This is a genomic window from Paraburkholderia unamae (assembly GCF_003268775.1).
GTDB classification, from domain to species: domain Bacteria; phylum Pseudomonadota; class Gammaproteobacteria; order Burkholderiales; family Burkholderiaceae; genus Paraburkholderia; species Paraburkholderia unamae.
This window is the reverse complement of record NZ_QLSU01000044.1, coordinates 50,180-74,713: the sequence shown is the minus strand read 5'-3', so window position 1 is coordinate 74,713 and position 24,534 is coordinate 50,180. Positions and strand designations below refer to the sequence as shown.

Sequence of the window (24,534 nt, the reverse complement as noted above, 5' to 3'; positions counted from 1 at the left end):
CCCTTCCCATCCCGAACAGGACCGTGAAACAACTCCACGCCGATGATAGTGCGGATTGCCCGTGTGAAAGTAGGTAATCGTCAGGCTCCTTATGCTGTAAAGTCCAGAACCCCGGTGTCTCCGAAAGAGAGCCGGGGTTCTGGCGTTTGGGCGCCGGAAAAAGAAGGAGCTGCCTTCGGGCAAAGCAAAAGCCTCCCTCGACTAATTTTCGCTAGTCGCGTGGAGACTCAGGCAACTGGCGCGTACGCAAAGCGTGCGCACCGCTGGGTTCAGTGTCTGCGACGAACCCGGTCGAGCACATGATGCTCGGCCAGCCAGTGATGCATCATGCCTTCGCCGTCGTGCTCCTTCCGGTAGGCGCGCGATTCGAAAATCGATAGCCCAAGCAGCACCAGCAGACCCACAGCAAGACCAATCAGACCCGCAATCGTTTCGGCATCCATGGCAGCCTCCGTTGGTTGCAGCCATGCTCGTATCTTAGAACAGTGTTGCAACGGAAAAAATAGCCAATGCAGCCACGCCGCCACATATTGCGAGCCGTGATCGGATAACCGTTCAGGAAGGATTTGAGCCGATGCACCGTGTTTATCTGGCCCTTGTCATGACCATTATGCTTGCGGCATGCGCCGACAATTCGACGTCCCGCCACCACGGCACGCCGCCACAGGACCCGCCCGATTATCACGGCGTGCCAACCGACGACAGGCCGCCGGTGATGATCGAGAATCCGCCGCCCGCGCAATGAACGCGGGGCGGCGCGAAGCCGCGCGTTTAGCGCAGCGTCGCGGAGGAGGCGGGGCCGATCGCGCCGCTGACGCGAGGCAGCAGCGGTGAAAGCGTCAGGCCGCGCGCGGCCATGAAGATGAGCAGCGCAACCCAGAGACCGTGATTGCCGAATGGGCCGACCAGCGCCCACGACGCACAAAGAAACACGGCCAGCGATACCGCCATCGCCTGCATCAGCTCGCGCGTGCGCGTCGCTCCGATGAAAACGCCGTCGAGCAAAAAGCCCCAGACGGAAACGAGTGGCGAAAGCGCTGCCCACGGCAAGAAGGTTTGGGCCGCAACGCGCACTGACTGCTGGTCGGTGAGTTGTTCGATGATCCAGGGACCGCAGACCCAATAGATCGCGGAAAAGCCCAACGCGCCCAGCGCCGACCAGAGCAGGTTTATCTTCACTGCCTGACGAAAGGCGTTGCGGTTCCCCGCACCGATCGCCGCGCCAACCAGCGCTTCGGCTGCATGCGCGAAGCCGTCGAGCCCATACGCCATGAAGGTCTGGAAGTTGAGGAGGAGGGCGTTGGCGGCGAGGATGGCGTCCCCCTGTTTCGCGCCGAGGCGGGCGAACCAGCCAAACGAGCCCAGCAGGCAAAGGGTGCGCAGAAAAATATCGCGATTGATGGCGACAAGCCGCTTGAGCGCCGCGGGCTCCAGCACGGTACGCAGCGCGAGCGGTGCAAGCCCGCGAGGGCGCAGTTTCCACAGCACGCACGCACCAAACACGAAGCCGAGTGTATCGGCGGTGGCCGTCGCCGCGCCAATGCCGGCGATGCCCCAATGCAGTCCGTAGACGTAGGCGAGCACGGCAACGACGTTCGACAAGTTGATGAAGATCTGCGAAGCCAGTGCAATGCGCACGCGCTGGGTGCCAAGCAGATAGCCCAGCACGACATAGTTGGCCAAAGCAAACGGAGCGGAGCCGATGCGCGCCTGGCAGTAAACGCTCGCGTTGTGCTGCACTTTCGCGCTGCCGCCTATGGCGTCGAGCGCATAGCGGATCAACGGCGACTGAATCAGGAGGATTGCCGCGCCGATCGCGAACGCGAGCAGCAGCGCACGCACGACATTGGCGCGTAAGGCAGAAAAATCACGCGCGCCGAACGACTGGGCGACGAGCCCGGTCGTCCCCATGCGCAGGAAGCCGAAGCCCCAGAACACGAAGTTGAAAAAGAGGCCGCCCAACGCAACGCCGCCAAGGTCGGCCGCGCTGCCGAGGTGGCCTGCCACCGCGGTGTCGACGGCGCCGAGTATCGGTTGAGTCAGATTGGCCAGGACAATCGGAAACGCGAGCGTCAGCACGCGCCGATGCCAGCCTCGCTGGTCGGGCAGGGCCTCGGCGCCGCTCAAGCGCGTTCCTGCACGCAAACCCACGGCGAGACGACGACGGCCCACAGCTCCGGTTTGCGCGCCGCGAAGTCGGCTGCGGTTTCCGCCTGCATGCGTTCGACGAGACCCGCAGACAGCCATTGGGTCACAGCGGTCCCGTCGTCATTGGCGATGGCTTCGGCCACGCTGACGAGATCGAGGTCACGCGCTACGCGCAGCAGCTTGCCTTGCGCGAAGAAGCGTTCGAGATCCTGCCAGTCGATCTTGGCGGTTTCGCCGAGCAGCTTGGCGTAAAGCGGACTGGGATTGGCGTCTTCGGTAGTCATGATGTGATGGGAACTTGTTGCGGCCGATACTATAAACGATAGCGCGCCATGCGACGGCAGGGCGCGATGATGAGCGGCGTACCACACCCTGACCAGGCCATTAATCAGGTTAATGACCGATAACCAGGTTCGAGCCGCCAAAATACAGACAAAAAGACTGATTTAAAAGATCAAACATCTGATCTAAGCGAATTGCGAATTGGTGTATCAAAAACGTACACCCACTCGGATTAATGCGCCGTTACGTGCGCTCGCCCACTAAAGACGGCGAGCTGGAAAATGCCTAAAGAGCGGCGCTTTAAAGAGGCAAAAGGCGTCGGCATAGACGTCGCTGTAAGGCAAGTCTAAGCGACCGGAAAGCCACGCCCAGAAAGCGTTTCCACTACCTGTCACAAGGCCGGGGAGCCTCGTCGCGGCAAGGGCTTTTATGCGTATCGGAGGTCGGTCCCGCTTCCCGATTCGTCGTTGAAAAGTGATGCGACACATAATCCGTGCGCCGTAGCACATTTTCGGCGTAATTAAGTGATTGCGCCGCAAGAAGCCGATTGATAGATTGCGATTCGGCGCATGGTAAACCGGTCCTTTGCCGATATGCGCCAAACCCCCGTTAGCCCGGCTCTATGCCGGGCTTTTTTTTCGTCTGTCGAATGGCGATTCAAAGGTGGAACGGCAGCGTTCAGCGTGCGGGCAGTTGGCGCGTCGGATCGATCGAGCGTCCCTGGTAGCGCAGCTCGAAGTGCAGCATCACGCGATCATTGTCGGAACTGCCCATCTCCGCGATTTTTTGCCCTTGCTCGACGCTCTGACCTTCCTTCACGAGCAGCGTTTGATTGTGCGCGTAGGCCGTCAGGTACTCACCGCTATGCTTGATGATCAGCAAATTGCCATAACCACGCAGACCGTTGCCGGCATAAACCACGGTGCCCGGCGCAGCCGCGACGATCGGCGTGCCCGCCGCGTTGGTGATGTCGATGCCCTTCGAATCGCGCCCGTCGAAATTGCGGATGACCTGGCCGCTGGTCGGCCAGACGAGCGAGATCGACGGTGCAGCGGCGGCCGACGATCCTGCCGAAGCATCGGTAGCGTCTGCGTTATCGCGCGCGGCGGACGCGGACGCGCCCGTGCGCGGCGTGGGACTGGTGCGCACGCTTGCCGTGCCCGCGGGCGGTTCGACGCGCAGGACCTGTCCGACTTCGATCGCATCGGGGTTCGACAGATTGTTCCAGCGCACGATGTTTTGCACGGACTGGCGATTGTTGCGTGCGATCTTGAAAACGGTGTCGCCGCGTTCCACGCGGTAATAGCCGGGTCCGACCGGCGCCGATCCACACGCGGCGAGCAGCGCGACGAGCGCCGCACATGCGATCCGTCTGATTCCTGATGCCAACATTGAACCTCGCATGACGCTGCCTTGCGGCTGACCGATGGCCGCCGCGCTGGCAAAACGCCCGATTTTAGCGGGTTTGCCGGCGTAGCTGGAATTTCGCCTGACAAATGCCTGACGCAACCGGGTGAAGATACGGATGCAGCCCGGCGTAGCGTCCGGCAAACGCGCTTAGCTGGCGAGCGTTTCGACGCCGATGCGCAACGTCGCCGTTTCGGTGTGTCCTGCCGCGAGCGAACGCAGACCCAGACCGTTGTGAATCGCGTCGGGCAGCCCGAGCCAGGGCTCGACGCAGTAGAAGTCCGAGTCGTCGGCTTCCGTCCATGTCGTGACGGCATACCAGGGCAGCGAGCCGGGCCGGTCGAGATCGATCGTCACGCGCCGGCCGAGTCCAGGCGCCACGAGTTGCACGAGAGAGGCGGGCGGTGTCGGTTCGAGCACATGGAAGCGGTCGATGATGCTCGCGTCGTCGAGCCGATATTGAGCGGCGCCGGGTTCGGGCGCGCTGATCGAACCGTCCGCGAGTTGATAGCGGCGCTGTCCGGACGGCATATCTAGCGTGGTCTGCGCGCGCTGTGCGTGAGGCAACGCGAAATAGAAGTGGTGACCTGCGTACCAGGGAAGCGGCGTCGAGCCGGTATTGGTCACGCTCAGCGACACGTCGAGCGTGTGCGCGTCGGCCAGTCGGTAGACCGCTTCGAAACGAAAGGCGAACGGATAGCCGGTGCGCGTGGCATCGGAGTCGACCAGCGTCATGCGCAGCCCGTGCCCGTCGTCGTCCACTTGCGCGGCGAACGGCAGGTCGCGCGCGAAGCCGTGCATCGGCAGATCGCGCACCACGCCCTGGGCGTCGCGCCAGCGTCCGATCTGACCGTCCACGCGATGGCGCCCGAGGAACGGGAAGAGCAGCGGGTTGCCGCCGCGCACGCGCGCCGGCTGGCCCCAGTTCGCATTGTCCGGCCACACGATGACCGGTTGCCCGGCGATGTCCCACGAGAGCAAGCGTCCACCGGCCCACGGCGCGAAGCGCAGGGTGGAGGCGCCACGGGAAAGAGTGAGGATGTCCTGCTGCGGATGAGCGTTCATGGGCAAGCCTGAAGTCGGTGGAAAGGATGCGGCGCGCGTGCGCCAGGCAGGCGGATTGTGCGCCGCTTTCGCATGCGTGGAAACCCTCGTCGGGAAAGCGTGAGTTTTGTTCAAGGGCGGGAATCCGCATAATTCGCATGACCGTGCGCTAGCGCACAGAGCATTTTCGCAGGAGACGTCCATGGACCTCGCAATGGCAATGAGCATGGCGCTGTTCAGCCTCTTTGTCGGCAGCAGCGCGTATTTTTTCTACAAGATGGCGCGCTGACCGCTCACGATTGCGTCCCGCATCACGTCTCCACCGACGAGCGCCGACAGGCGCGCTCGCGTCAGGTTCTAGTCATTCGCAGACAATTTTGTTGCGACGCAGTAATTTTTCCGACAAATGACTCCCGAAGCTTGGCGCTGCAATTCGTGCCAGGCATAATCGGTGCGCTTTGCCGCACCGACTCCGCGACGGTCCGGCCCCTTACACCATCATTACGAGGATCCGCGCGTGAGTCTCTGGTTTCTATTCTTCCTGAGCGTGTTGCAAGGTGTCACCGAACTCTTCCCCGTGAGCAGTCTCGGCCACACGTTGCTTGTGCCGGCCGTGTTCGGCATGCACATCGACAAGCACGCGCCGCAGTTGCTGCCGTTCCTCGTTGCGTTGCACCTGGGGACCGCGGTCGCGCTGCTCTGGTATTTCCGCGAGCGCTGGGTCGCGCTGATCAGCGGCTTCTTCAGCTCGCTGGCCGGCCGCAAAAACGATGATGGCCACATGATGTGGGCGCTCATCATCGGGACGATTCCGACGGGTATCGTTGGCCTCGTGTTCGAAAAGCGCATCGAAGTCATCTTTCACGATCTGCGCATCGTCGCTGCGGCGTTGATGATCAATGGCGTGCTGCTGTGGTTCGGCGACCGCCTCCAGCGCTCGCGCGCGCATCGCCCGCCCGAGAAGCTCACGTTCCGCCAGGCGTTCTTCGTCGGCCTTGCGCAGATCGGCGCACTTGTTCCGGGTTTCTCGCGCAGCGGCCTGACGATGATCGCCGGCAATGCAGCGGGCCTCACCGCGGAAAAAGCCGCTGAGTTCTCGTTCTTGCTCGGCACGCCGATCATCTTCGCGGCCGGCGTGCTCGAACTGCCGAAGCTCTTCCACGCGCGCGACCAGCTCATGACCGCCCTGGTTGGCGGCGTGCTCACCGGTATCGCCGCATGGCTCAGCGTGAAGTTCCTGATGCGCTATTTCGAAGGGCGCGGGCGCCTCGCTTCGTTCGGCCTGTACTGCGTAATTGCCGGCGCGGTGTTCCTTGGCTGGTTTGTGCTGCATCAGCAGCCGGTTTGATCCGGCGTCAGCGTTCCTGCTCCTGACTGGCTTCGTCACGCGCAAGGAGCAGGGCGCGACCGAGCGGGGCGATCGCGGTATAATCCAGCCCCGTCTTCGCGAGGCCCTCATGCGGTCTCGCGCATGGCTACGCGACAGTAGCTCAGCTGGATAGAGCATCGGCCTTCTAAGCCGAGGGTCGGGGGTTCGAGCCCCTCCTGTCGCGCCACATTCCGGGCTTCGCGCCTACGCGGGGCCGCGCCGGGGTCACACGGACCCCATCGCCCAGGTCGTCTGCCACAAACGCGGCAGCGCACACCACCGAACCTGCCCCGCACCAAAGACTCAACGCCCGCGCGCGGCCCACGGTTGCAGCAGCGGCGCAATCATCCTCGCGTGTTCCTGCGCGTCGTAATGGTGGTCGCGAGGATCAGCATTCAGCAGCGAGTCTTTTACGATCCCGTTATCGCCCAGCGAGTCCTCATCGAGCATCACATACGCGATGCCGTTGCTGGCGCAGAACGCCTGCATGGCACTGTTGAATGTCAGCGTCAGCTCGGTGCGCTCGCTTTGCGTTGCGCTCACCTCCCTACGCCGGTTCGCGACTTCGCCCCAGTCGGCGCCGTCCCGGATCGTAGGCAGCGGCGTGCTGACACAGGCAACGTCGAATCGCTCGCGTAGTTCGAGCAAAAGCTGCTGATAGTGGGTGAGGGCAAGCTCGACCATTTCATCGACTGACGCGCCGTACTTCTGCGCCCGATACCAGATCACGAATCCTGTATCGACCTCGCCGATCATGACGACGACCTTGCGGGCCTTCGTACTGGCGATGGCTTCATCAAACTTCTGCTTTGCCGCTGTTACTGCATTCGGGTTCGGCAATCCCGACACCGTCGCGCCCGGTACATTGACGACATCGAAGTGATGATCCGGGAATGCTTGAGCCATATGCTCACAGCTGAACACGAGGACGTGAGAGTCCCCGAGTACGAGAATGTCTTCTTTCATGCGCTTGTTTCAGGTCAAAGGGCGGCGACGAGTATAACGGCCCGCAAGACTCGCACAAGAGGCGCCCCCTCACGCCACCAGCCTCAACGCCACCGGCTCCTCAGCCGCCTGCGCGAGCAGCACCAACCGTCGAAATTCGACCGGACCCGAGATCCCGGGAATCGTCACCGCCGGCGCCTCCGCCCCCGCAACGACAATCGAGCCATAGTCCAGGATCCGTCCCACTACGCTGTGCTCGATCTTCAGGGTCGTGATCCGCCCGAGCGGCAACTCCACAGCGCGGCGCCGGACCAGCCCGAAATTCGCGACGAGCCGCTTGTTCGTCAGCGCGAGCTCCGTCGTCCACCACGCGAGCAGCGAGGCGCCGAACAGCAGCAAGCCTGCGACAAAAAACACCACGGCCGAAATCGGCGACGTCCCCATGGTGCCGATGATCACGCCCCAGATCATCAGCAAGAGGCTCAATGTGATTCGGGGCCCCATTGCCCAAAAGCTCGGGTGTCCCTCGCAGACGATCCGTTCGCCGGGGAGGAGCGTCGATTCCACGTATTTCACAATGACCTCCGTCAATACTTGTGCAGACAGCTACTTGTAAGGTAGTGCATGCCTGCGCGTGAGGTCCGTGGTCAAACGTCGCAATCGGTCGTCGGGGTTCCGTGGCAAAAAAACGGGCAGCCCGCAGGCTGCCCGTCAAACCGGATCGAAAGCATCCGGTGATCGATGGTCGATTACGCTTAGAGCTTGATATCGAGTGCGTTGGTCAGGTCGCCCATCGACTGGGCGCCGTTGCTCTTGAGCGCGGCGTCGCGGTTCGCGAGGCCCGGCAGGGTGGGCAGCGAGTAGCGGCGCGTGATGAGGCGCAGGATCGAGGTCGTGTCGTACTGCGTATGATCGACGTAGCCCTTCTTCGCGAACGGCGAGATGATCAGCGCCGGAATGCGCGAGCCCGGACCCCAGCGGTCGCCCTTCGGCGGCGCGACGTGATCCCAGAAGCCGCCGTTTTCGTCATACGTGACGACCACGACCATGTTGTTCCACTGCGGGCTCTTTTGCAGATGTGCGATGACGTCGGCAATGTGCTGGTCGCCGCTCGCCACGTCGGTGTAGCCCGCGTGCTCGTTCAGGTTGCCCTGCGGCTTGTAGAACGCGACCGCGGGCAGCGTGCCCGCGTCGATGGCCTTGATGAACTCCGTGCCGTCCATGCCGCCGTCGAGCAGGTGCTTCGCGCGTGCGTCGGTGCCCGGTGCGTAGTTCGCGAAGTAGTTGAACGGTTGATGGTGCGGCTGGAAGTTCGGCGCCGTCATGTTCGCGCCGTAGATCACGCCCGACGTGCCGTTCTGCGCTGCGCTCGCGGCCGCGCCCCAGGCACCGCCGTACCACGCCCACGTGATGCCCGAGTTCGAGAGCAGGTCGCCGATGTTCTGCGTCGTTTGCGCCGGCAGCGTGGTTGCGTTCGACGGGTCGGCCAGGTTCTTGTCGCCGCCCGATGCCGCCGCGTTGCCGCTCGGCTGGTACGGCGGCTGCATCGTGTTGACCGCGTAGAAGTCCGGCGTGAGGTTGCCCGATTTCACGAACTTCGGAATGCCGTCGAGCGCCGACTTCGGCGAATTCGACGCGAGCGTGAGCGAGACACCGTCGGCGTCCACGGCCGAGATCGAGCTCGAGGCCGGGCTCTTGTCCGCATTCGCGTAGAGCGGCGTGCACGCGCAGATCAGCCACTGGTGGTTCAGGAACGAGCCGCCGAATGCGCCCATGAAGAAGTTGTCGGCGAGCGTGTATTGCTGGGCGATTTTCCAGAGCGGCAGCTTTTCGGCGCTCGAGGTGTAGTGGCCCATCACGAGGCCGCCCGAGTCGGCCCACGCGGCGAACATGTCGTTCTTGCCGCCGTGGATCTGCATCTGGTTCTCGTAGAAGCGGTGGTACAGGTCGCGCGTCGTGACCGAGAGCGGCACGTTGTAGCCCTTCGCGTCGTCGATGGCGAACGGTGCGTTCGGCATGTTCTCCGTCATCGCGGCGGTCACGACGGGCGTGACGCCCGTTTGCGTGAGACCGTTCCAGACGGTCGGCAGCGTGGCCAGCACGGAACCGTCGCGGTTGAGCTGCTGCGCGCTTTGCGCGCTCACGTTTTGCAGGCCGTTGGCACCCGGGAACGTGCTGTACAGGTTGTCGAAGCTACGGTTTTCCGCATAGATCACGACGATGTTCTTCACCGACGAAAGGCTGGGCTTGCTGTCGTCGCTGCCGCCACAGGCCGCGACGGTCAGCGCCGCTACGGCTGCTGCCGCGATCGGCGTCGCATGGAACCACTTTTTGCTGATCATTTTTTCTCTCTCGCGTTGGGGGCCCGCATGGAGGCCGGCGCGGGAATGACACCGAGCCTTCGGGCGAGCCGCAGTGTCGCAATGGAATTTGACAGCCATATGTAAATAATTACATTCAGCTTTTCTTTGCCCTGTAATTGCATGACGTTCGTCTTACTTCGTGTCATGTAGTCGTCACATCCCTGACATACGCTTTCGCGACTTCGATGCGCAATGTCCGCGCATCGGCATTCGCATCGCAGCGGCGCGACGCCACGTACGCGTCGCATTCAAGCTTCGGGGATCAGGCATGTTGCGTAGATTGACGCGCCGTTCGGCGCGAACACAGGCTCGATGGCAGGGCGGGGCGCGCCGCCCTGGCCGGTTGCTCGTGGTGGCGGCCGCGCTGTCGTCGTTGTTGATGGCGTGTGACGGTGGCGCGGGAAGCGCGGCCGGCGCAGACGTTGCGGCCGGCGCATCCGGCAGCGCCGCCAGTGCGCGCGACGCCAGCGTGCAGTCGAATTCGCGCGCTGCGCAGGGCGTGAAGCTGATGAAAATCGCCGCCCCCGCGCAAGGCGGCCAGACGCGCGCCGAGGTCTACGCGCAGGTGCGCCGCATGACCGTGCTCGGCAAGCAGATGTTCTTCGATCCGTCGCTCTCGGGCTCGGGCAAGATGTCGTGCGCATCGTGTCACAGCCCCGACCATGCGTTCACGCCGGCCAACGCGCTCGACGTGCAGCTCGGCGGCGCGGACATGCATCGACAGGGCATGCGCGCGGTGCCGACGCTCAAGTATCTGCAAGCCGTGCCGGCGTTCGCCGAGCACTATCACGACTCCGACGACGAGGGCGACGAAAGCGTCGACGCGGGCCCGACGGGCGGCCTCACGTGGGACGGCCGCGTCGATCGCGGTTCGGACCAGGCGCGCATTCCGCTGCTTTCGAATTTCGAAATGGCGAGCTCGCCGAAGAAGGTGGCGGCGGCCGTGCGCGCGGCCCCTTACGCCGGGGCGTTTCGCGAGGCGTTCGGCGCGGACGTTCTCAATGACGATGACGCCACCTTCAAGGCCGTGCTGAAGTCGCTGGAGACGTTCGAGCAGTCGCCGGAAGTGTTCTATCCGTACACGAGCAAGTACGACGCGTATCTGTCCGGCAAGGCGACGCTCACCGCCGCCGAACTGCGCGGGCTGCAACTCTTCAACGACGAGAAGAAGGGCAATTGCGCGAGCTGCCACATCAGCCAGCGCGCGAAGGATGGCTCGCCGCCGCAGTTCAGCGACTTCGGTTTGATCGCCGTGGGCGTGCCGCGCAATCGCGCGCTCGCGGTCAATCGCGACCCGCGCTTTTACGATCTCGGCGCGTGCGGCCCGGAGCGCACCGACCTCGGCCACCGCGCGGAATTTTGCGGGCTTTTCCGCACGCCGACGCTGCGCAACGTCGTGCTCAAGAAGACGTTCTTCCACAACGGCGTCTACCACTCGCTGGAAGACGTGCTGCGCTTCTATGCGCGGCGCGACACGAACCCGGAGGAGTTTTATCCGGTGGTGAAGGGCAAGGTGCAGAAGTTCGACGACCTGCCGCGCCGCTACTGGGTGAATCTCAATACCGATCCGCCGTTCGACCGCAAGCCCGGCGACGAGCCGGTTTTCAACGACGCGGAAATCAAGGACGTGATGGCGTTCCTCGATACGCTCACCGACGGCTGGCACCCGGGCGCGCACTGAGCGCCTGGCTCGGGCAGAGCGGGCAGGCAGGGCGCCGCATCAGGCGCCCGCGATCCGAAGGCAGGCGAGCGTGAGCACGACGAACGAGGCGAGCAAGGCCAGCGTGCCGATGCGCACCGTGGCGTCCGGCCAGCGCGGGGCGCGTGCGGAATCGGCGGTGAGCCTCGGAGCGGGAGCCTGCGGTACCGACGTAGGCGGCGTATGCGTATAGCACGCGACGAAAGCCATCAAGCCGATACAGACGAGGACCAGCAGGACCGCGAGGGCCCTGAGTACGATGGAGTAGGTCACGTCAGCTTTTCCTGATGGGATGCGTAGGCAGATGACAGGCCGATCGTAGAGATCGGGCGTCGGCGTCGCCATCGGAGCAATCTGAAAAAGCGGGCGGCGGTTTAGGGTGCACGGACGGCCATGCCGGGCAGGCGAAAAAAGGGCGCATGCTATGCTTTTCGCCGAGCCGTACCGCACACCAAGGAGAACACTCAATGGCCAAGTTGCCTCGTACCCTGCGCGCCCTGAATGCTGCGCTGCTCATCACGATCGGCGTGGGCAGTGCGCATGCCGCCAACCTGGGCTTTCTGAACAACACGCCCATGTCGTTCATGAACCAGGCGGACTACAACTCGCTCCAGAACGCCGTGCGCCAGGCCGTCGAGACCAAGGCCGACGGCGAGAGCACGACGTGGACGAACGAAGGCTCGCGTAACGGCACGCGTATCAACTCGACCATCACGCCGTCGAATACGCAAAAGGAAGGCGACAAGACCTGCCGCGACACGGAAGTCGTCATCACGGCGAAGGGCCAGTCGATGACGCTGCGCCCGCACTTCTGCCGCAAGGGCGAAGGCGCATGGGTTTTCCAGAAGCAGCACTGAGCGCGCGGTGAACGGCAAGATCGTGTCGTGCGGCATCGTGCTGCTCGATCCTGAAGGCCGGGTGTTGCTCGCGCACGCCACCGGCACGAATCACTGGGACATTCCCAAGGGGCAGGGCGAGCCCGGCGAAACGCAAGTGCAAAGCGCGCGCCGCGAGATGGTCGAGGAAACCGGCATCGACGTCATGGCGTCGCGGCTCGTGGATCTCGGCCGTTACGCGTACCGGCGCGACAAGGACCTGCATCTGTTCGCCGCCCGTGCGTCGGCGGACGAACTCGACCTGTCGCGCTGCGTGTGCGTGTCGCTCTTTCCGCGCCGCGAAGACGGCGTGATGATCCCGGAAATGGATGCGTGGCGCTGGACCGCGCCGCGCGACGTCGAGCACTACGCGAGCCGCAGCCTCACGCGGCTGTTCGACACGACGCTCTCGCTCGCGGAGCTGCATCGCACGCTTTGATCCGGCCGCGCGAGCAAGCCGCCGCAGAAATGGAAAAAGCCCGCACGAATCCGTGCGGGCTTTTGCATTGCGGGCGCAGCGTGTGCCTTACTTGCCCCAGCTGTCGCGCAAACCGACGATGCGGTTGAACACCGGTGCACCCGGCTTCGAATCGTAGCGATCGGCGACGAAGTAGCCGTGGCGCTCGAACTGATAACGGTCTTCCGGCGCGGCGTCGCGCGCGCCCGGTTCCAGATACGCCTGCACCACGCGCTTCGAGTCCGGGTTGAGCGCTTCGAGGAAGTCGCGGCCGCCCGCGTCGGGCTGCTCTTCGCGGAACAGGCGGTCGTAGATGCGCACTTCCGCCGGCACCGCGTTGTCGGCGGCGACCCAGTGGATCGTGCCCTTGACCTTGTAGTTGCTCGCGCCTTCGGTGCCCGATTTGCTGTCGGGGAAGTAGTTGCAATGCACGGCGACGATATTGCCTTCGGCGTCCTTCTCCGCGCCCGTGCACTCGACAACGAAGCCGTACTTCAGTCGCACCTTGTTGCCCGGGAACAGACGGAAGTAGCCCTTCGGCGGCGTTTCCTGGAAATCTTCGCGCTCGATCCACAGTTCGCGCGAGAACGCGAACGCGCGATTGCCGCGCTCGGGATGATGCGGATGCACCGGCGCGCTGCACGGCTCGGACTGGCCTTCGGGATAGTTGTCGATGACAAGCTTGAGCGGATCGAGCACGGCGGTCGCGCGCGGCGCCTTGTCGTCGAGGTCGTCGCGCAGCGCGCCTTCGAACACGCTCATGTCGATCCACGAATCGACCTTCGTCACGCCGATGCGCTCGCAGAACAGCTGGATGCTCTCGGGCGTGAAGCCGCGGCGGCGCACGCCGACGATGGTCGGCATACGCGGGTCGTCCCAGCCTTCCACGTGGCCTTCGGTCACGAGTTGCAGCAGCTTGCGCTTGCTCGTGATCGCGTAGGTGAGGTTCAGGCGCGAGAATTCGATTTGCTGCGGCAGCGGGCGCGTGAATACGCCTGCGTCGGCCAGTTCGTTCAGCACCCAGTCGTACAGCGGGCGATGGTCCTCGAACTCGAGCGTGCACAGCGAGTGCGTGATGTTTTCCAGCGCGTCCGAGATGCAGTGCGTGTAGTCGTACATCGGATACACGCACCACTTGTCGCCGGTGCGGTAGTGATGCGCAAAGCGGATACGGTAAATCACCGGGTCGCGCATGTTGAAGTTCGGCGACGCCATGTCGATCTTCGCACGCAGCACGTGCGCGCCTTCTTCGAACTCGCCCGCCTTCATGCGGCGGAAGAGGTCGAGGTTTTCTTCGACGGAGCGATCGCGGAACGGCGAGTTCTTGCCCGCTTCCGTGGCCGAGCCGCGGTTGGCGCGCATCTCTTCCGGCGACTGGCTGTCCACATAGGCACGGCCGCGCTGGATCAGCAGTTCGGCGAACTCGTAGAGTTTGTCGTAGTAGTCGCTTGCGTAGAAGAGGTATTCCTGATCGGCCTTCTTCCACTCGAAGCCGAGCCACGTGACCGCGTCGACGATCGAGTTGACGTACTCGACGCTTTCCTTTTCCGGGTTCGTGTCGTCGAAGCGCAGGTGGCACACGCCGCCATAGCGCTTGGCCACGCCGAAGTTCAGGCAGATGCTCTTGGCGTGCCCGATGTGCAGATAGCCGTTCGGTTCCGGCGGGAAGCGCGTTTCGACACGCTGCGCCCACTTGCCCGACTGGTTGTCGTCGTCGATGATGTTGCGGATGAAATTGGATGCCGCAGGCGCGTCCGTGCGGTCGGCGTCTTTACGTTCGGTATTCATGCGAAAAGGGAGTCGTTCGAGGGCGCCCTGGAAAAGGTAAACAACGCGTAATCGGGCGCCCATTGGTGTCTTCCATTCTACCTGACGCGACCCGCCACGCTAGTCCCGGTGCCGGATCGTCGCGCGGACCACAACAAGCGAGGGGAAAAAGTGACGACGAACGAAACGCGCGTGCTGGTGCTGCCGGGCTATATGAACTCGGGGCCGGGACACTGGCAAACCCGCTGGGAAGCCGCGCACGCGGGCTTCGAGCGGGTGCAGATGCCCGACTGGCTGCACCCGGATTGCGATGCATGGTGCGCGACGCTGGAGGCCGCCGTGGCGCGCGCGCCGGACGGCGTGCGCCTCGCCGCGCACAGCCTGGGGTGCCTCACGGTTGCGCACTGGGCCGCGCGCCACGCGAGCGCCGCGACGCGCGCGAAGGTGGCGGGCGCGCTGCTGGTGGCGTTGCCCGACCCGCACGGACCCGAATTTCCGCGCGCTGCACGCGGGTTCGAGCCGGTGCCGCTGGCGGCGTTGCCGTTCGCGAGCGTCGTCGTCGCCAGCAGCGACGATCCGTATGGCGGCCTCGGGTTTTCGGAGCGCTGCGCGAAAGCGTGGGGCGGCCGCTGGATCGACATCGGCGCACGCGGTCATATCAACGCGGAAAGCGGCCTCGACGACTGGCCGCAAGGGCTGGACTGGCTGATGTCGATGGGGAGGCCCGGCGGCCCGGCCGCCGCCTGAGCATCACACCACGCCTTTGCTGCGCAGCGCCGCCACCTGCGCGTCGCCATACCCGAGCACCTCGCGCAGCACCGCATCGGTATGTTCGCCGAGCGTGGGCGGGTGGCTCGCCACGCGCGGCGGCGTCTCGCTCATGCGGATGGGGTTGCCCACGAGCCGCGCCGTGCCGCCCGAAGGGTGCGGGACATCCACCTGGAGCCCGCGCGCGATCACCTGTTCGTTCTCGAACACCTCGGCGAGATTGTTGATCGGCCCGCACGGCACGCCCGCGGCTTCGAGCGCGCCGATCCAGTCGGCCTTGGTGCGCGCGCGGATCAGATCCGCCACGATCGGCACGAGCGTGTCGCGATGCCGCACGCGCTCGGGGTTGGTCGCGAAGCGCTCGTCGGCGGCCAGCTCGGTGCGGCCCGCCACCTCCACGAACTTGCGGAACTGCCCGTCGTTGCCCACCGCGAGGATGATCCAGCTGTCGCTCGTCTGGAACGCCTGATAGGGCACGATGTTCGGATGCGCGTTGCCCCAGCGCACGGGCGGATTGCCGCTCGCCAGGTAGTTCGAGTTCATGTTCGCGAGCATGGCCACCTGCACGTCGAGCAGCGCCATGTCGATGTACTGGCCCACGCCCGTGCGGTCGCGGTGCGCGAGCGCCGTGAGCACGGCAATCGTCGAGTACATGCCGGTCATGAGATCGGCGATCGCCACGCCCGCTTTTTGCGGGCCGCCGCCCGGCAGCGCGTCGCGCTCGCCGGTGATGCTCATGAAGCCGCCCATGCCCTGCACGATGAAGTCGTAGCCCGCGCGCGAGGCGTACGGCCCCGTCTGCCCGAAGCCGGTCACCGAGCAATAGATGAGGTCCGGTTTCACCTCGCGCAGCGACGCATAGTCGAGGCCGTACTTCTTCAACTGCCCGGCCTTGTAGTTCTCCAGCACGATGTCGCTTTGCGCGGCCAGCTCGCGCACGATGCGCTGCCCCTCGGGCGTGGCGATGTCCACCGTCACCGAGCGCTTGTTGCGGTTCGCGGCGAGGTAGTAGGCGGCCTCCGCGGTGTCCGCGCCGTCGGGCGTCTTCAGGTACGGAGGCCCCCAGTGGCGCGTGTCGTCGCCGGCGCCGGGGCGTTCCACCTTGATCACGTCGGCGCCGAAGTCGGCGAGGGTCTGTGCGCACCACGGTCCGGCGAGGACGCGGGTGAGATCGAGTACGCGAATATGGCTGAGAGCGCCCATGCTGTGTCTTCCAATGTCGTTCTGAGGCGGGGCGCGAGCGCGCGTGGCGCGCCGGCCGTTGCTGGCAATGGTAAGCGATCCGGCCGTCACACGCCAATTTCCGGTACAAAGTTCCGCACTGCGGAACATCAAGCGGTCGTGAACGGGCTGCCTGTTCGCTGTCGTGCGCATGCAAACCGCGCCGGACGTGCCGCCGCGAGGGCGCGTCGATCCCGTATAATCGTTCGATTCAGCATCGGGGTTTTCGCCACTGGCCGGGGCCCCGACCACGACAAAGATTCAGCACCGGACGCCCCAGGAAGGACCCAACGCACGCCATGAAAGCCGCCGACATCCGCGAGAAATTCCTCAAGTTCTTCGAATCGAAGGGCCACACGATCGTGCGCTCGTCGAGCCTCGTGCCGGGCAACGACCCGACACTGCTCTTCACCAACTCGGGCATGGTGCAGTTCAAGGACGTGTTCCTCGGCACCGACAAGCGCCCGTACACGCGCGCCACGACCGCGCAGCGCAGCGTGCGCGCGGGCGGCAAGCACAACGACCTCGAAAACGTCGGCTACACGGCGCGTCACCACACGTTCTTCGAGATGCTCGGCAACTTCTCGTTCGGCGACTACTTCAAGCGCGACGCGATCCACTACTGCTGGGAACTGCTGACCAAGGTCTACGCGCTGCCGGCCGAAAAGCTCACCGTCACCGTCTACCAGGAAGACGACGAAGCCTTCGACATCTGGGCGAAGGAAATCGGCGTGCCGGTCGAGCGCATCATCCGCATTGGCGACAACAAGGGCGCGCGCTACGCGTCGGACAACTTCTGGCAGATGGCCGACACCGGCCCCTGCGGCCCGTGCTCGGAAGTGTTCTACGACCACGGCCCGGAAATCTGGGGCGGCCCCCCGGGTTCGCCTGAGGAAGACGGCGACCGCTTCATCGAGATCTGGAATCTCGTGTTCATGCAGTTCAACCGCGACGCCCAGGGCAACATGACGCCGCTGCCCAAGCAGTGCGTCGACACGGGCATGGGTCTGGAACGTCTTGCCGCCGTGCTCCAGCACGTGCACAGCAACTACGAAATCGACCTGTTCCAGAACCTGATCAAGGCCGCTGCGCGCGAAACCGGCATTGGCGATCTCGAGAATAACTCGCTGAAGGTCATTGCCGACCATATCCGCGCGTGCTCGTTCCTGATCGTCGACGGCGTGATCCCCGGCAACGAAGGCCGCGGCTACGTGCTGCGCCGTATCGTGCGCCGCGCGATCCGCCACGGCTACAAGCTCGGCAAGAAGGGCGCGTTCTTCCACAAGATGGTGGCCGATCTGGTCGCCGAAATGGGCGCGGCGTACCCGGAACTCACCGAAGCGCAGCAGCGCGTGACCGACGTGCTGCGTCAGGAAGAAGAGCGCTTCTTCGAAACCATCGAGCACGGCATGTCGATTCTCGAAGCCGAGCTGGCGGACCTCGAAGCCAAGGGCCACAAGACGCTCGACGGCGAACTGGCGTTCAAGCTGCACGACACCTATGGCTTCCCGCTCGACCTCACGGCCGACGTGTGCCGTGAGCGCAACATGACGGTCGACGAACCGGCGTTCGACGAAGCAATGGCGCGTCAGCGCGAGCAGGCGCGCGCGGCTGGCAAGTTCAAGATGGCGCAGGGCCTCGAATACTCGGGCGCGAAGACCACGTTCCACGGCTACGAAGAGATCGCGTTCGACGACGCGAAGGTCGTCGCGCTTTACGTGGATGGCGCGTCGGTCAATGAAGTGAAGACCGGCCAGGACGCCGTGGTCGTGCTCGACCACACGCCGTTCTACGCGGAATCGGGCGGCCAGGTGGGCGACCAGGGCGTGATCTCGAACGCAAGCATCCGCTTCGCCGTTGCCGACACGCTCAAGGTCCAAGCCGATGTGAGCGGCCACCACGGCACGCTCGAACAGGGCACGCTGAAAGTGGGCGACGTCGTGAAGGCGGAAATCGACGCCATCCGCCGCGCCCGCACCGCGCGCAACCACTCGGCCACGCACTTGATGCACAAGGCGCTGCGCGAAGTGCTCGGCGCACACGTGCAGCAGAAGGGCTCGCTCGTCGACGCGGACAAGACCCGCTTCGACTTCGCGCATAACGCGCCGATGACCGACGACGAAATCCGCCGCGTCGAGCAGATCGTCAACGCGGAAGTGCTCGCGAACGCGCCCGGCATCGTGCGCGTGATGTCCTACGACGACGCGGTGAAGGGCGGCGCGATGGCGCTCTTCGGCGAGAAGTACGGCGACGAAGTGCGCGTGCTCGACCTCGGCTTCTCGCGCGAACTGTGCGGCGGCACGCACGTCACGCGCAGCGGCGACATCGGCCTCTTCAAGATCGTGATGGAAGGCGGCGTGGCCGCGGGTATCCGCCGCGTGGAAGCGATCACGGGCGACAACGCCGTGCGCTTCGTGCAGGACCTCGACGCGAACCTCAACGCGGCCGCCGCGGCGCTCAAGACGCAGCCGGCGGAACTCACGCAGCGCATCGCGCAGGTGCAGGATCAGGTCAAGTCGCTGGAAAAGGAACTGGGCGCGCTCAAGTCGAAGCTCGCTTCGAGCCAGGGCGACGAGCTCGTGAGCCAGGCCATCGAGGTGAACGGCGTGCACGTGCTCGCCGCGACGCTCGAAGGCGCGGACTCGAAGACGCTGCGCGAGACCGTGGACAAGCTCAAGGACAAGCTCAAGAGCGCTGCGATCGTGCTGGCGGCCGTCGAAGGCGGCAAGGTCAGCCTGATCGCGGGCGTGACAGCCGAGGCGAGCAAGAAGGTCAAGGCCGGCGAACTCGTGAACTTCGTCGCCCAGCAGGTGGGCGGCAAGGGCGGCGGCCGTCCCGACATGGCGCAGGCGGGCGGCACCGAGCCGGCCAACCTGGCGGGCGCGCTGGCAGGCGTGAAGGGCTGGGTCGAAGCGAAGCTGTAAAACGCGTGGCGGCCGAAACGCCGCCGCGATGAAGAAGGGCTGTCCGTGTCGGCCGGCGTGAGTGCTTCAGCACTTGCGCCGGTCCCGGGCAGCCCTTTTTGTTTGGCGTCGCTCAGGCTTGCGCGCCGCTGGACTCCGCCGCGCTGCCTGTGCTGCCTGTGTTGCTCGTCGTGCCACTCGCCGCCGCCGCATGCCCGATGCGCTGCGCGTGCTCCAGCAGTGCGTCCTTCAATGCGCCGAGCGCGGGCGAAAAGTGCCCGCGCCGCCAGACGAGCAGCGTGTCGATCCGGCCGTGGGCGCCGAGCGAATGAATCGCGATGTCGTCGACGCTGCGTTGCACGTCGAGCACCGAGCGCGGCGCAACCGCGACGCCCGCGCCCGCCGCCACGCACGCGACGATCGCGTGATAGGAGCCCAGCTCCATCACGCGCGTGGGCCGGATGCCGTGCTCCAGATACCAGCGCTCGACGTAGCTGCGATAGGCGCAACCGCGCTCGAACGCCACGAGCGTGGAGAGCGCGACATCGCAGGGCTGGCGGATCGGCCGGTGGCCGCGCGGCGTGAGCATCACGAGTTCTTCGTGATATACGGGCACGTGCTCGAACGTGGCGGCGTCGGGCGGCCCGCCGATCGGCGTGGCGACCAATGCCGCATCCACCTCGAATTCGCGCAGACGCTCGAGCAGTTCGCCGGTCGTGCCGGTCTCCAGTTCGAGCGTGACGTCGGGCCATGCCTGGTGAAAGTGCGCGAGCACGCCTGGCAGGCGGCTTGCCGCCGCGCTCTCCATCGTACCCAGCCGCAGCCGCCCGGCGGGACGCCCGGCTTTCAGCGCGTGGCGCGCTTCGTCGGCGAGGGCGAGCAGGCGCTCGGCATAAGGCAGCAGCGTTTCTCCCGCAGGCGTGAGCACGAGACGGCGGCCGTCGCGCGTGAAGAGCGGCGTGCCGAGTTGCTCTTCCAGTTGCTTGATGCGCGTAGTCACGTTCGACTGCACACGGTTGAGCTTGGCGGCGGCGCGCGTCACGCCGTTTTCGCGTACGACCGCCCGGAAGATCGCCAGCGCGGCGAGATCCATATTTCTCTCCTCGGGATGCTTTGGTTCATGATAATTCATTTTTCGTGAACGAAAGCGTCGCCTAAGATGGTAGCCAGTGCCATTGCTGCTGCCAATCATGAACGACTACGTCCCCGGTGCTGTCCCCGTTTCCCAGGCTCGTCCCCACGCCGGACGGCGCGCCGCGCTCGCTTGCATGGCGACGCTGGCCGTGGCGCTGGGGGTCGGGCGTTTCGCCTTCACGCCACTGTTGCCGCTGATGCTGCATGGCGGCGCGCTCGACCTGCGCCAGGGCGGCTGGCTCGCCTCGTTCAATTACGCGGGCTATTTCGTCGGCGCGATCAGTTGTGTCGCGCTGCGTTTCGCGCCCGCGCGCATCGTGCGCGCGGGTCTCGCGGCGACGATCCTCCTCACGCTCGCGATGGGGCTCACGCAGCAGTTCTGGATCTGGGCGGCGGTGCGCTTCGTGGCGGGCGCGGTGAGCGCATGGACGTTCGTGTTCGCCTCGCAATGGGGGCTGCGGCGGCTCGCGCAACTGGGCGCGAACGAGTGGGGCGGCGTGATCTACACCGGGCCTGGCTTCGGCATCATCGCCACCGGCCTGTTCGTGAGCGTGGCGGGCGGACTTGGCGCGCGGGCGGGGTGGATCGGCTTCGGGCTGATCAGCGCGGTGCTCGCCGTGATCGTGTGGCCGGCCTTCGGCGAGGACATGCGTGCCCAGGGGCCGCGCCCGGGCGAACCCGCCAAGGCGAGCGTCGCGCACGAGGACCACGCAGGCCGCCGCGCCGACGCCTTCTGGCTCGTCTTGCTCTACGGCGTGCCCGGCTTCGGCTACATCATCACCGCGACTTTCCTGCCCGTGATCGCACGTCATGCGTTGCCGGGGTCGGCCTGGCCCGACCTGTTCTGGCCGATGTTCGGCGTGGCGCTGATCGTGGGCGCCTTGCTCGCGGCGCGCCTGCCGCTGCATTGGGACAATCGTCTGATGCTCGCGGGCTCATATGTGTTGCAAGCCGTGGGTATCGCGCTTGGCATCGTCTGGCCGAACGCAGCGGGCTTCTCGTTCGGCAGTCTGTTGATCGGGCTGCCGTTCACGGCGATCACGCTTTTCGCGATGCGCGAGGCGCGCCTGCTGCGCGGCGAGCATGCGGCCGCGCTGATGGGCTACGCAACGGCTGCCTACGGCATCGGGCAGATCGCGGGGCCGCTCGTGGCCGCGCCGCTGGCGGCCTCGACGGGCTCGTTCTCGCCTTCGCTGTGGCTTGCGGCGGGCGTGCTCGTGGCCGGAGCGCTGGGGCTCGTGTGGCGGGTTCGGGAGGGACGGGCGGGATAGCGGGATAGAGGCAGCCCCGAAAAGCGGGCCGCTCCTTAAGCAGACGGCCCGCCCGTATGGAATCAGTCTGGCGCTGATCAGCGGAAGTAGTAGTGCATGCCTACCGTGAAGCTGTTGTTGTTCCAGCTCGAATGTTGGGCGTTCGTGTGATCGCCGGTCCATTCGGCGCTCACGCCCAGATGCTTCGTCGCGGCGTATTCCACGCCGAGGCCCCAGTGCGGGCGCGTGGAAGGCCAGTCCACCGTGAATCCCACGCGCGCGTACGGCATGATCTGGCCGAACGGCGCGGCGAGCGGCAAGCCGAGCTTGGCGTCGATGCCGCCGTCCTTGTAAGTGGCCGAGCCGTGGTGGAAGTCCGCGAACGCTTCGGCGCCGAGCATGACGGAACCGATATCGAAGCCGTAACCCGCGGTGAGGCCCGGGAACACGGTGGTGTGCGAGGGCTTGTTCACCTCACCCGATGCACTCGACACGTTCGCGCCCACCTTGAAGCCCACATAGGGGCCCGAGAACAAACTGCCCGCAGGAGAAAGGATCATGACGTCGGCGTGAGCGAGACCAGCGGTTGCTGACAGCGAAATAATAAGGAAGCCTAATATTTTTTTCATGAAATCTGACAATGATTGAATCAGGCGAAAAGCGTCTCGGCCGATAACGATGCACGGCGCATGGCGGTGCACATCGATCAGGTCAACAATTGTCAGGTCGCGCGCCGGTTGCGTTAGCGCACTAAAATAGACGCTTCGCGCCAGCCGCGAGCGCGCCCGCCGGGCCGCGCGGCCTGCCTTGCGCGCCATCGAACCGCATCACACTCCATGAGCGACTACCAGTTTTGCCCGCGTTGCGCCTCGCGTTTGACCGAACGCGCCGACCCCGCCCACGAAGGCGGCCGCGTGCGCCTTGCCTGCCCGGACGAGATCTGCGGCTATGTTCACTGGAACAATCCGCTGCCGGTCGTCGCGGCGATCGTCGAGTACGAAGGCCGCATTCTGCTCGCGCGCAATGCCGCGTGGCCCGAGGGGATGTTCGCCCTCATCACGGGCTTCCTCGAAAACGGCGAAACGCCGGAAGCGGGCATTGCGCGCGAGGTGCAAGAGGAAACCGCGCTGCGCGCGGAGAGCGTCGAGCTGGTCGGCGTGTACGAGTTCATCCGCAAGAACGAGCTCATCATCGCGTATCACGTCAAGGCGTCGGGCACGATCGCGCTCTCGCCGGAACTGCTCGAATACCGCCTCGTCGAGCCCGCGAAGCTGCGGCCCTGGCGCGCGGGCACGGGCCAGGCGCTCGGCGAATGGATGCGCCGGCGCGGCCTGCCGTTCGAATTCGTCGAGCGCCCGGGCCAGTAACGGCCGCGTTCCCCGCACCGCTTTCCCGTTCCGCTTTTTCTGGATCTCGCCGATGAACCGACCCATAACCGTCGCCCGCTCCGGGTATCGCCATTTCCTGCCGATCGGCACGCGCTGGATGGACAACGATGTCTACGGCCACGTGAACAACGTCGTCTACTACAGCTACTTCGATACCGTGGTGAACGAGTATCTGATCCGCGCGGGCGCGCTCGATATCGAGCATGGCGCGACCATCGGCCTCGTCGTCGAAACGCAGTGCAACTACTACGCGCCGCTCGTGTTTCCCGAGCGCGTGGAGGCGGGGCTGCGCGTGGCGCGCCTCGGGTCGTCGAGCGTGCGTTATGAAGTCGGGCTCTTTCGCGAAGGCGAGGACGCGCCCGCCGCGCAGGGGCATTTCGTGCATGTCTACGTCGATCGAGCGACGCGCCGTCCCGTGAGCGCATTGCCCGTCGCGCTGCGCACGGCGCTGGAGCCGCTCGTGGTCGAGAGCGCCGAAGCGCCCGCGTCGCGCGCCTGAACGCCGCCGGCACGTACGTCACGCCCGTTACAGACGCAAGCCCCCATCACCCAGGACGCCCGCGTGCAGGCCTTTGTCATCGACGCGCTCAACGGCATCAGCTACGGCCTGCTGCTCTTCATGCTGTCCGCCGGGCTCACGCTGATCTTCAGCATGCTCGGCGTGCTCAACTTCGCCCATGCGAGCTTCTACATGCTCGGCGCGTACCTCGGCGTGAGCTTCGCGCTGTGGCTCGGCTTCGGCTGGGCGCTCGTGCTCGCGCCGCTCGCGGCGGGGCTGGCGGGCGCGCTGTTCGAATGCATGCTGCTGCGTCGCGTGCGGCCCGCCGGGCCGCTCAACGCGCTCCTGCTCACCTTCGGCGCGGCCTATGTGATCGGCGAACTCGTGAAGCTCGTGTGGGGCTTGCAGCCGCTTTCCGCGCCATTGCCCGCGCCGCTCGACGGCCCGCTTTTCACGGTGGGCGGCGCGGCATTCTCGCGTTACCGCGCGTTCACGATGGCGGTCGCCGCCGCGATGCTCGGGCTGCTTTACGCGGTGCTGCGCATCTCGAAGACGGGTCTCGTCGTGCGCGCGGCGCTCACGCATGCGCGCGCGGTGGAGGCGCTCGGCCACGACGTGCCGCGCGTGCAGACGATGATCTTCGCGCTCGGCACCGCGCTTGCCGCGCTGGCGGGCGCGGTGGCCGCGCCGCTTTTCGTCGTCGAACCGGCGATGGCCGAGTCGGTCGGCTCGATCGTGTTCGTGGTGGTGGTGACGGGCGGCCTCGGGTCGCTGGGCGGCGCGTTCGTCGCGTCGCTCGCCGTGGGCCTGCTGCAAACCTTCGCGGTGGCGAGCGATCTCACGTTCGGCGGCGTGGCCGCGCGCTTCGGCGCGCACGCGCCGCCCGCCTGGGAGGCGCTCACGCTCGCGCAACTCGCCCCCTTGCTGCCCTATCTGCTGATGGTCGCGATGCTTGCGGTGCGCCCGCGCGGCCTGTCCGGGCAGCGCGGCGACGACGACTGACTGCGCGCCTCCC

Annotated in this window: 24 protein-coding genes and 1 tRNA gene; 12 read left to right on the top strand and 13 right to left on the bottom strand. The window is 65.4% G+C overall.

All coding sequences use genetic code 11. From position 1 onward, the window contains the following. Positions 1 to 269: 269 nt before the first annotated feature. Positions 270 to 443, bottom strand: a complete 174-nt coding sequence (locus tag C7401_RS45250; RefSeq protein WP_165822956.1) for a hypothetical protein — start codon at positions 441 to 443, stop codon at positions 270 to 272. A gap of 131 nt (positions 444 to 574) precedes the next feature. On the opposite strand from C7401_RS45250, the gene C7401_RS45245 reads away from it, so the two are divergent. Continuing rightward, positions 575 to 745 carry a hypothetical protein gene (locus C7401_RS45245; protein WP_181565819.1) on the top strand — a complete coding sequence of 57 codons (171 nt, stop codon included), beginning with the start codon at positions 575 to 577 and terminating at the stop codon, positions 743 to 745. Between the two features lie 26 nt (positions 746 to 771). Here C7401_RS45245 and C7401_RS40825 read toward each other — a convergent pair whose 3' ends face one another. From C7401_RS40825 to C7401_RS40810, 4 genes are all read right to left on the bottom strand, one after another. Then, positions 772 to 2,127 carry an MATE family efflux transporter gene (locus C7401_RS40825; RefSeq protein ID WP_224042886.1) on the bottom strand — a complete coding sequence of 452 codons (1,356 nt, stop codon included), beginning with the start codon at positions 2,125 to 2,127 and terminating at the stop codon, positions 772 to 774. After that, positions 2,124 to 2,432 (bottom strand): DUF2288 domain-containing protein, encoded by a 309-nt coding sequence (locus C7401_RS45860; RefSeq protein ID WP_112177731.1) that lies wholly within the window; start codon positions 2,430 to 2,432, stop codon positions 2,124 to 2,126. Before C7401_RS45860 ends, C7401_RS40825 begins: the two co-directional genes overlap by 4 nt. A 676-nt stretch (positions 2,433 to 3,108) precedes the next feature. Then, positions 3,109 to 3,822 (bottom strand): peptidoglycan DD-metalloendopeptidase family protein, encoded by a 714-nt coding sequence (locus tag C7401_RS40815; protein ID WP_112177730.1) that lies wholly within the window; start codon positions 3,820 to 3,822, stop codon positions 3,109 to 3,111. A gap of 165 nt (positions 3,823 to 3,987) precedes the next feature. After that, positions 3,988 to 4,902 (bottom strand): aldose epimerase family protein, encoded by a 915-nt coding sequence (locus tag C7401_RS40810; RefSeq protein ID WP_112177729.1) that lies wholly within the window; start codon positions 4,900 to 4,902, stop codon positions 3,988 to 3,990. Between the two features lie 496 nt (positions 4,903 to 5,398). Here C7401_RS40810 and C7401_RS40805 point away from each other — a divergent pair, with 496 nt between their 5' ends. Beyond that, positions 5,399 to 6,229 (top strand): undecaprenyl-diphosphate phosphatase, encoded by an 831-nt coding sequence (locus tag C7401_RS40805; RefSeq protein WP_112177728.1) that lies wholly within the window; start codon positions 5,399 to 5,401, stop codon positions 6,227 to 6,229. 131 nt (positions 6,230 to 6,360) lie between these two features. Further along, positions 6,361 to 6,437: transfer RNA gene (locus C7401_RS40800), tRNA-Arg, on the top strand. Positions 6,438 to 6,553: 116 nt separating this feature from the next. Here C7401_RS40800 and C7401_RS40795 read toward each other — a convergent pair. The 3 genes from C7401_RS40795 to C7401_RS40785 form a co-directional block, all read right to left on the bottom strand. Further along, positions 6,554 to 7,216, bottom strand: a complete 663-nt coding sequence (locus tag C7401_RS40795) for an SGNH/GDSL hydrolase family protein (protein ID WP_112177727.1) — start codon at positions 7,214 to 7,216, stop codon at positions 6,554 to 6,556. Between the two features lie 69 nt (positions 7,217 to 7,285). After that, positions 7,286 to 7,771 carry a PH domain-containing protein gene (locus C7401_RS40790; protein ID WP_146758082.1) on the bottom strand — a complete coding sequence of 162 codons (486 nt, stop codon included), beginning with the start codon at positions 7,769 to 7,771 and terminating at the stop codon, positions 7,286 to 7,288. A 179-nt stretch (positions 7,772 to 7,950) separates the two neighbouring features. Then, positions 7,951 to 9,537 carry an acid phosphatase gene (locus C7401_RS40785; RefSeq protein WP_181565818.1) on the bottom strand — a complete coding sequence of 529 codons (1,587 nt, stop codon included), beginning with the start codon at positions 9,535 to 9,537 and terminating at the stop codon, positions 7,951 to 7,953. Between the two features lie 289 nt (positions 9,538 to 9,826). Between C7401_RS40785 and C7401_RS40780 the strand changes: the two genes are divergently transcribed. Then, positions 9,827 to 11,239, top strand: a complete 1,413-nt coding sequence (locus C7401_RS40780; RefSeq protein ID WP_112177725.1) for a cytochrome-c peroxidase — start codon at positions 9,827 to 9,829, stop codon at positions 11,237 to 11,239. A 39-nt stretch (positions 11,240 to 11,278) separates the two neighbouring features. Here C7401_RS40780 and C7401_RS40775 read toward each other — a convergent pair whose 3' ends face one another. After that, the gene (locus tag C7401_RS40775; RefSeq protein ID WP_112177724.1) at positions 11,279 to 11,530 is read right to left on the bottom strand and encodes a hypothetical protein; all 252 of its coding nucleotides are present in this window, start codon (positions 11,528 to 11,530) and stop codon (positions 11,279 to 11,281) included. 194 nt (positions 11,531 to 11,724) lie between these two features. Here C7401_RS40775 and C7401_RS40770 point away from each other — a divergent pair, with 194 nt between their 5' ends. Both C7401_RS40770 and C7401_RS40765 read left to right on the top strand, forming a co-directional pair. Further along, complete coding sequence (locus C7401_RS40770) at positions 11,725 to 12,114, top strand: hypothetical protein (protein ID WP_112177723.1); 390 nt, start codon at positions 11,725 to 11,727, stop codon at positions 12,112 to 12,114. A gap of 7 nt (positions 12,115 to 12,121) precedes the next feature. Further along, complete coding sequence (locus C7401_RS40765) at positions 12,122 to 12,571, top strand: NUDIX domain-containing protein (RefSeq protein ID WP_112177722.1); 450 nt, start codon at positions 12,122 to 12,124, stop codon at positions 12,569 to 12,571. Between the two features lie 87 nt (positions 12,572 to 12,658). Here C7401_RS40765 and C7401_RS40760 read toward each other — a convergent pair whose 3' ends face one another. Further along, the gene (locus C7401_RS40760) at positions 12,659 to 14,377 is read right to left on the bottom strand and encodes a glutamine--tRNA ligase/YqeY domain fusion protein (protein ID WP_112177721.1); all 1,719 of its coding nucleotides are present in this window, start codon (positions 14,375 to 14,377) and stop codon (positions 12,659 to 12,661) included. 150 nt (positions 14,378 to 14,527) lie between these two features. On the opposite strand from C7401_RS40760, the gene C7401_RS40755 reads away from it, so the two are divergent. After that, on the top strand, positions 14,528 to 15,103 hold the full coding sequence (locus tag C7401_RS40755) for an RBBP9/YdeN family alpha/beta hydrolase (RefSeq protein WP_112177720.1): 576 nt from the start codon (positions 14,528 to 14,530) through the stop codon (positions 15,101 to 15,103). Positions 15,104 to 15,106: 3 nt separating this feature from the next. On the opposite strand, the gene C7401_RS40750 is transcribed toward C7401_RS40755, so the two are convergent. Beyond that, a complete protein-coding gene (locus C7401_RS40750; protein ID WP_112177719.1) occupies positions 15,107 to 16,327 on the bottom strand; it encodes a CaiB/BaiF CoA transferase family protein in 1,221 nt (406 codons plus the stop codon). A gap of 317 nt (positions 16,328 to 16,644) precedes the next feature. Here C7401_RS40750 and alaS point away from each other — a divergent pair, with 317 nt between their 5' ends. Continuing rightward, on the top strand, positions 16,645 to 19,269 hold the full coding sequence (alaS, locus tag C7401_RS40745; RefSeq protein WP_112177718.1) for an alanine--tRNA ligase: 2,625 nt from the start codon (positions 16,645 to 16,647) through the stop codon (positions 19,267 to 19,269). A 112-nt stretch (positions 19,270 to 19,381) separates the two neighbouring features. Here the strand turns inward: alaS and C7401_RS40740 are convergent, their stop codons facing one another. Beyond that, positions 19,382 to 20,341 (bottom strand): LysR substrate-binding domain-containing protein, encoded by a 960-nt coding sequence (locus tag C7401_RS40740; RefSeq protein WP_112177717.1) that lies wholly within the window; start codon positions 20,339 to 20,341, stop codon positions 19,382 to 19,384. Positions 20,342 to 20,438: 97 nt separating this feature from the next. Between C7401_RS40740 and C7401_RS40735 the strand changes: the two genes are divergently transcribed. Further along, the gene (locus C7401_RS40735; RefSeq protein WP_258397426.1) at positions 20,439 to 21,653 is read left to right on the top strand and encodes a YbfB/YjiJ family MFS transporter; all 1,215 of its coding nucleotides are present in this window, start codon (positions 20,439 to 20,441) and stop codon (positions 21,651 to 21,653) included. 77 nt (positions 21,654 to 21,730) lie between these two features. On the opposite strand, the gene C7401_RS40730 is transcribed toward C7401_RS40735, so the two are convergent. Then, on the bottom strand, positions 21,731 to 22,192 hold the full coding sequence (locus tag C7401_RS40730) for an outer membrane beta-barrel protein (RefSeq protein WP_258397425.1): 462 nt from the start codon (positions 22,190 to 22,192) through the stop codon (positions 21,731 to 21,733). 276 nt (positions 22,193 to 22,468) lie between these two features. Here C7401_RS40730 and C7401_RS40725 point away from each other — a divergent pair, with 276 nt between their 5' ends. From C7401_RS40725 to C7401_RS40715, 3 genes are all read left to right on the top strand, one after another. Next, a complete protein-coding gene (locus C7401_RS40725; protein ID WP_112177715.1) occupies positions 22,469 to 22,999 on the top strand; it encodes an NUDIX domain-containing protein in 531 nt (176 codons plus the stop codon). Between the two features lie 52 nt (positions 23,000 to 23,051). Then, positions 23,052 to 23,519, top strand: coding sequence for an acyl-CoA thioesterase (locus C7401_RS40720; RefSeq protein WP_112177714.1), 468 nt, complete (start codon positions 23,052 to 23,054; stop codon positions 23,517 to 23,519). A 63-nt stretch (positions 23,520 to 23,582) separates the two neighbouring features. After that, positions 23,583 to 24,521: a branched-chain amino acid ABC transporter permease gene (locus tag C7401_RS40715; RefSeq protein WP_112177713.1), complete on the top strand. Its 939-nt coding sequence runs from the start codon at positions 23,583 to 23,585 to the stop codon at positions 24,519 to 24,521. The last annotated feature ends 13 nt before the right edge of the window (positions 24,522 to 24,534 follow it).

Coding starts and splice junctions, on each gene's coding strand:
- C7401_RS45250 (WP_165822956.1), bottom strand. CDS start 443: ATGGATGCCGAAACGATTGCGGGTCTGATTGGTCTTGCTGTGGGTCTG.
- C7401_RS45245 (WP_181565819.1), top strand. CDS start 575: ATGCACCGTGTTTATCTGGCCCTTGTCATGACCATTATGCTTGCGGCA.
- C7401_RS45860 (WP_112177731.1), bottom strand. CDS start 2,432: ATGACTACCGAAGACGCCAATCCCAGTCCGCTTTACGCCAAGCTGCTC.
- C7401_RS40815 (WP_112177730.1), bottom strand. CDS start 3,822: ATGTTGGCATCAGGAATCAGACGGATCGCATGTGCGGCGCTCGTCGCG.
- C7401_RS40810 (WP_112177729.1), bottom strand. CDS start 4,902: ATGAACGCTCATCCGCAGCAGGACATCCTCACTCTTTCCCGTGGCGCC.
- C7401_RS40795 (WP_112177727.1), bottom strand. CDS start 7,216: ATGAAAGAAGACATTCTCGTACTCGGGGACTCTCACGTCCTCGTGTTC.
- C7401_RS40785 (WP_181565818.1), bottom strand. CDS start 9,537: ATGATCAGCAAAAAGTGGTTCCATGCGACGCCGATCGCGGCAGCAGCC.
- C7401_RS40780 (WP_112177725.1), top strand. CDS start 9,827: ATGTTGCGTAGATTGACGCGCCGTTCGGCGCGAACACAGGCTCGATGG.
- C7401_RS40770 (WP_112177723.1), top strand. CDS start 11,725: ATGGCCAAGTTGCCTCGTACCCTGCGCGCCCTGAATGCTGCGCTGCTC.
- C7401_RS40760 (WP_112177721.1), bottom strand. CDS start 14,377: ATGAATACCGAACGTAAAGACGCCGACCGCACGGACGCGCCTGCGGCA.
- C7401_RS40750 (WP_112177719.1), bottom strand. CDS start 16,327: ATGGGCGCTCTCAGCCATATTCGCGTACTCGATCTCACCCGCGTCCTC.
- alaS (WP_112177718.1), top strand. CDS start 16,645: ATGAAAGCCGCCGACATCCGCGAGAAATTCCTCAAGTTCTTCGAATCG.
- C7401_RS40740 (WP_112177717.1), bottom strand. CDS start 20,341: ATGGATCTCGCCGCGCTGGCGATCTTCCGGGCGGTCGTACGCGAAAAC.
- C7401_RS40735 (WP_258397426.1), top strand. CDS start 20,439: ATGAACGACTACGTCCCCGGTGCTGTCCCCGTTTCCCAGGCTCGTCCC.
- C7401_RS40730 (WP_258397425.1), bottom strand. CDS start 22,192: ATGATCCTTTCTCCTGCGGGCAGTTTGTTCTCGGGCCCCTATGTGGGC.
- C7401_RS40725 (WP_112177715.1), top strand. CDS start 22,469: ATGAGCGACTACCAGTTTTGCCCGCGTTGCGCCTCGCGTTTGACCGAA.
- C7401_RS40720 (WP_112177714.1), top strand. CDS start 23,052: ATGAACCGACCCATAACCGTCGCCCGCTCCGGGTATCGCCATTTCCTG.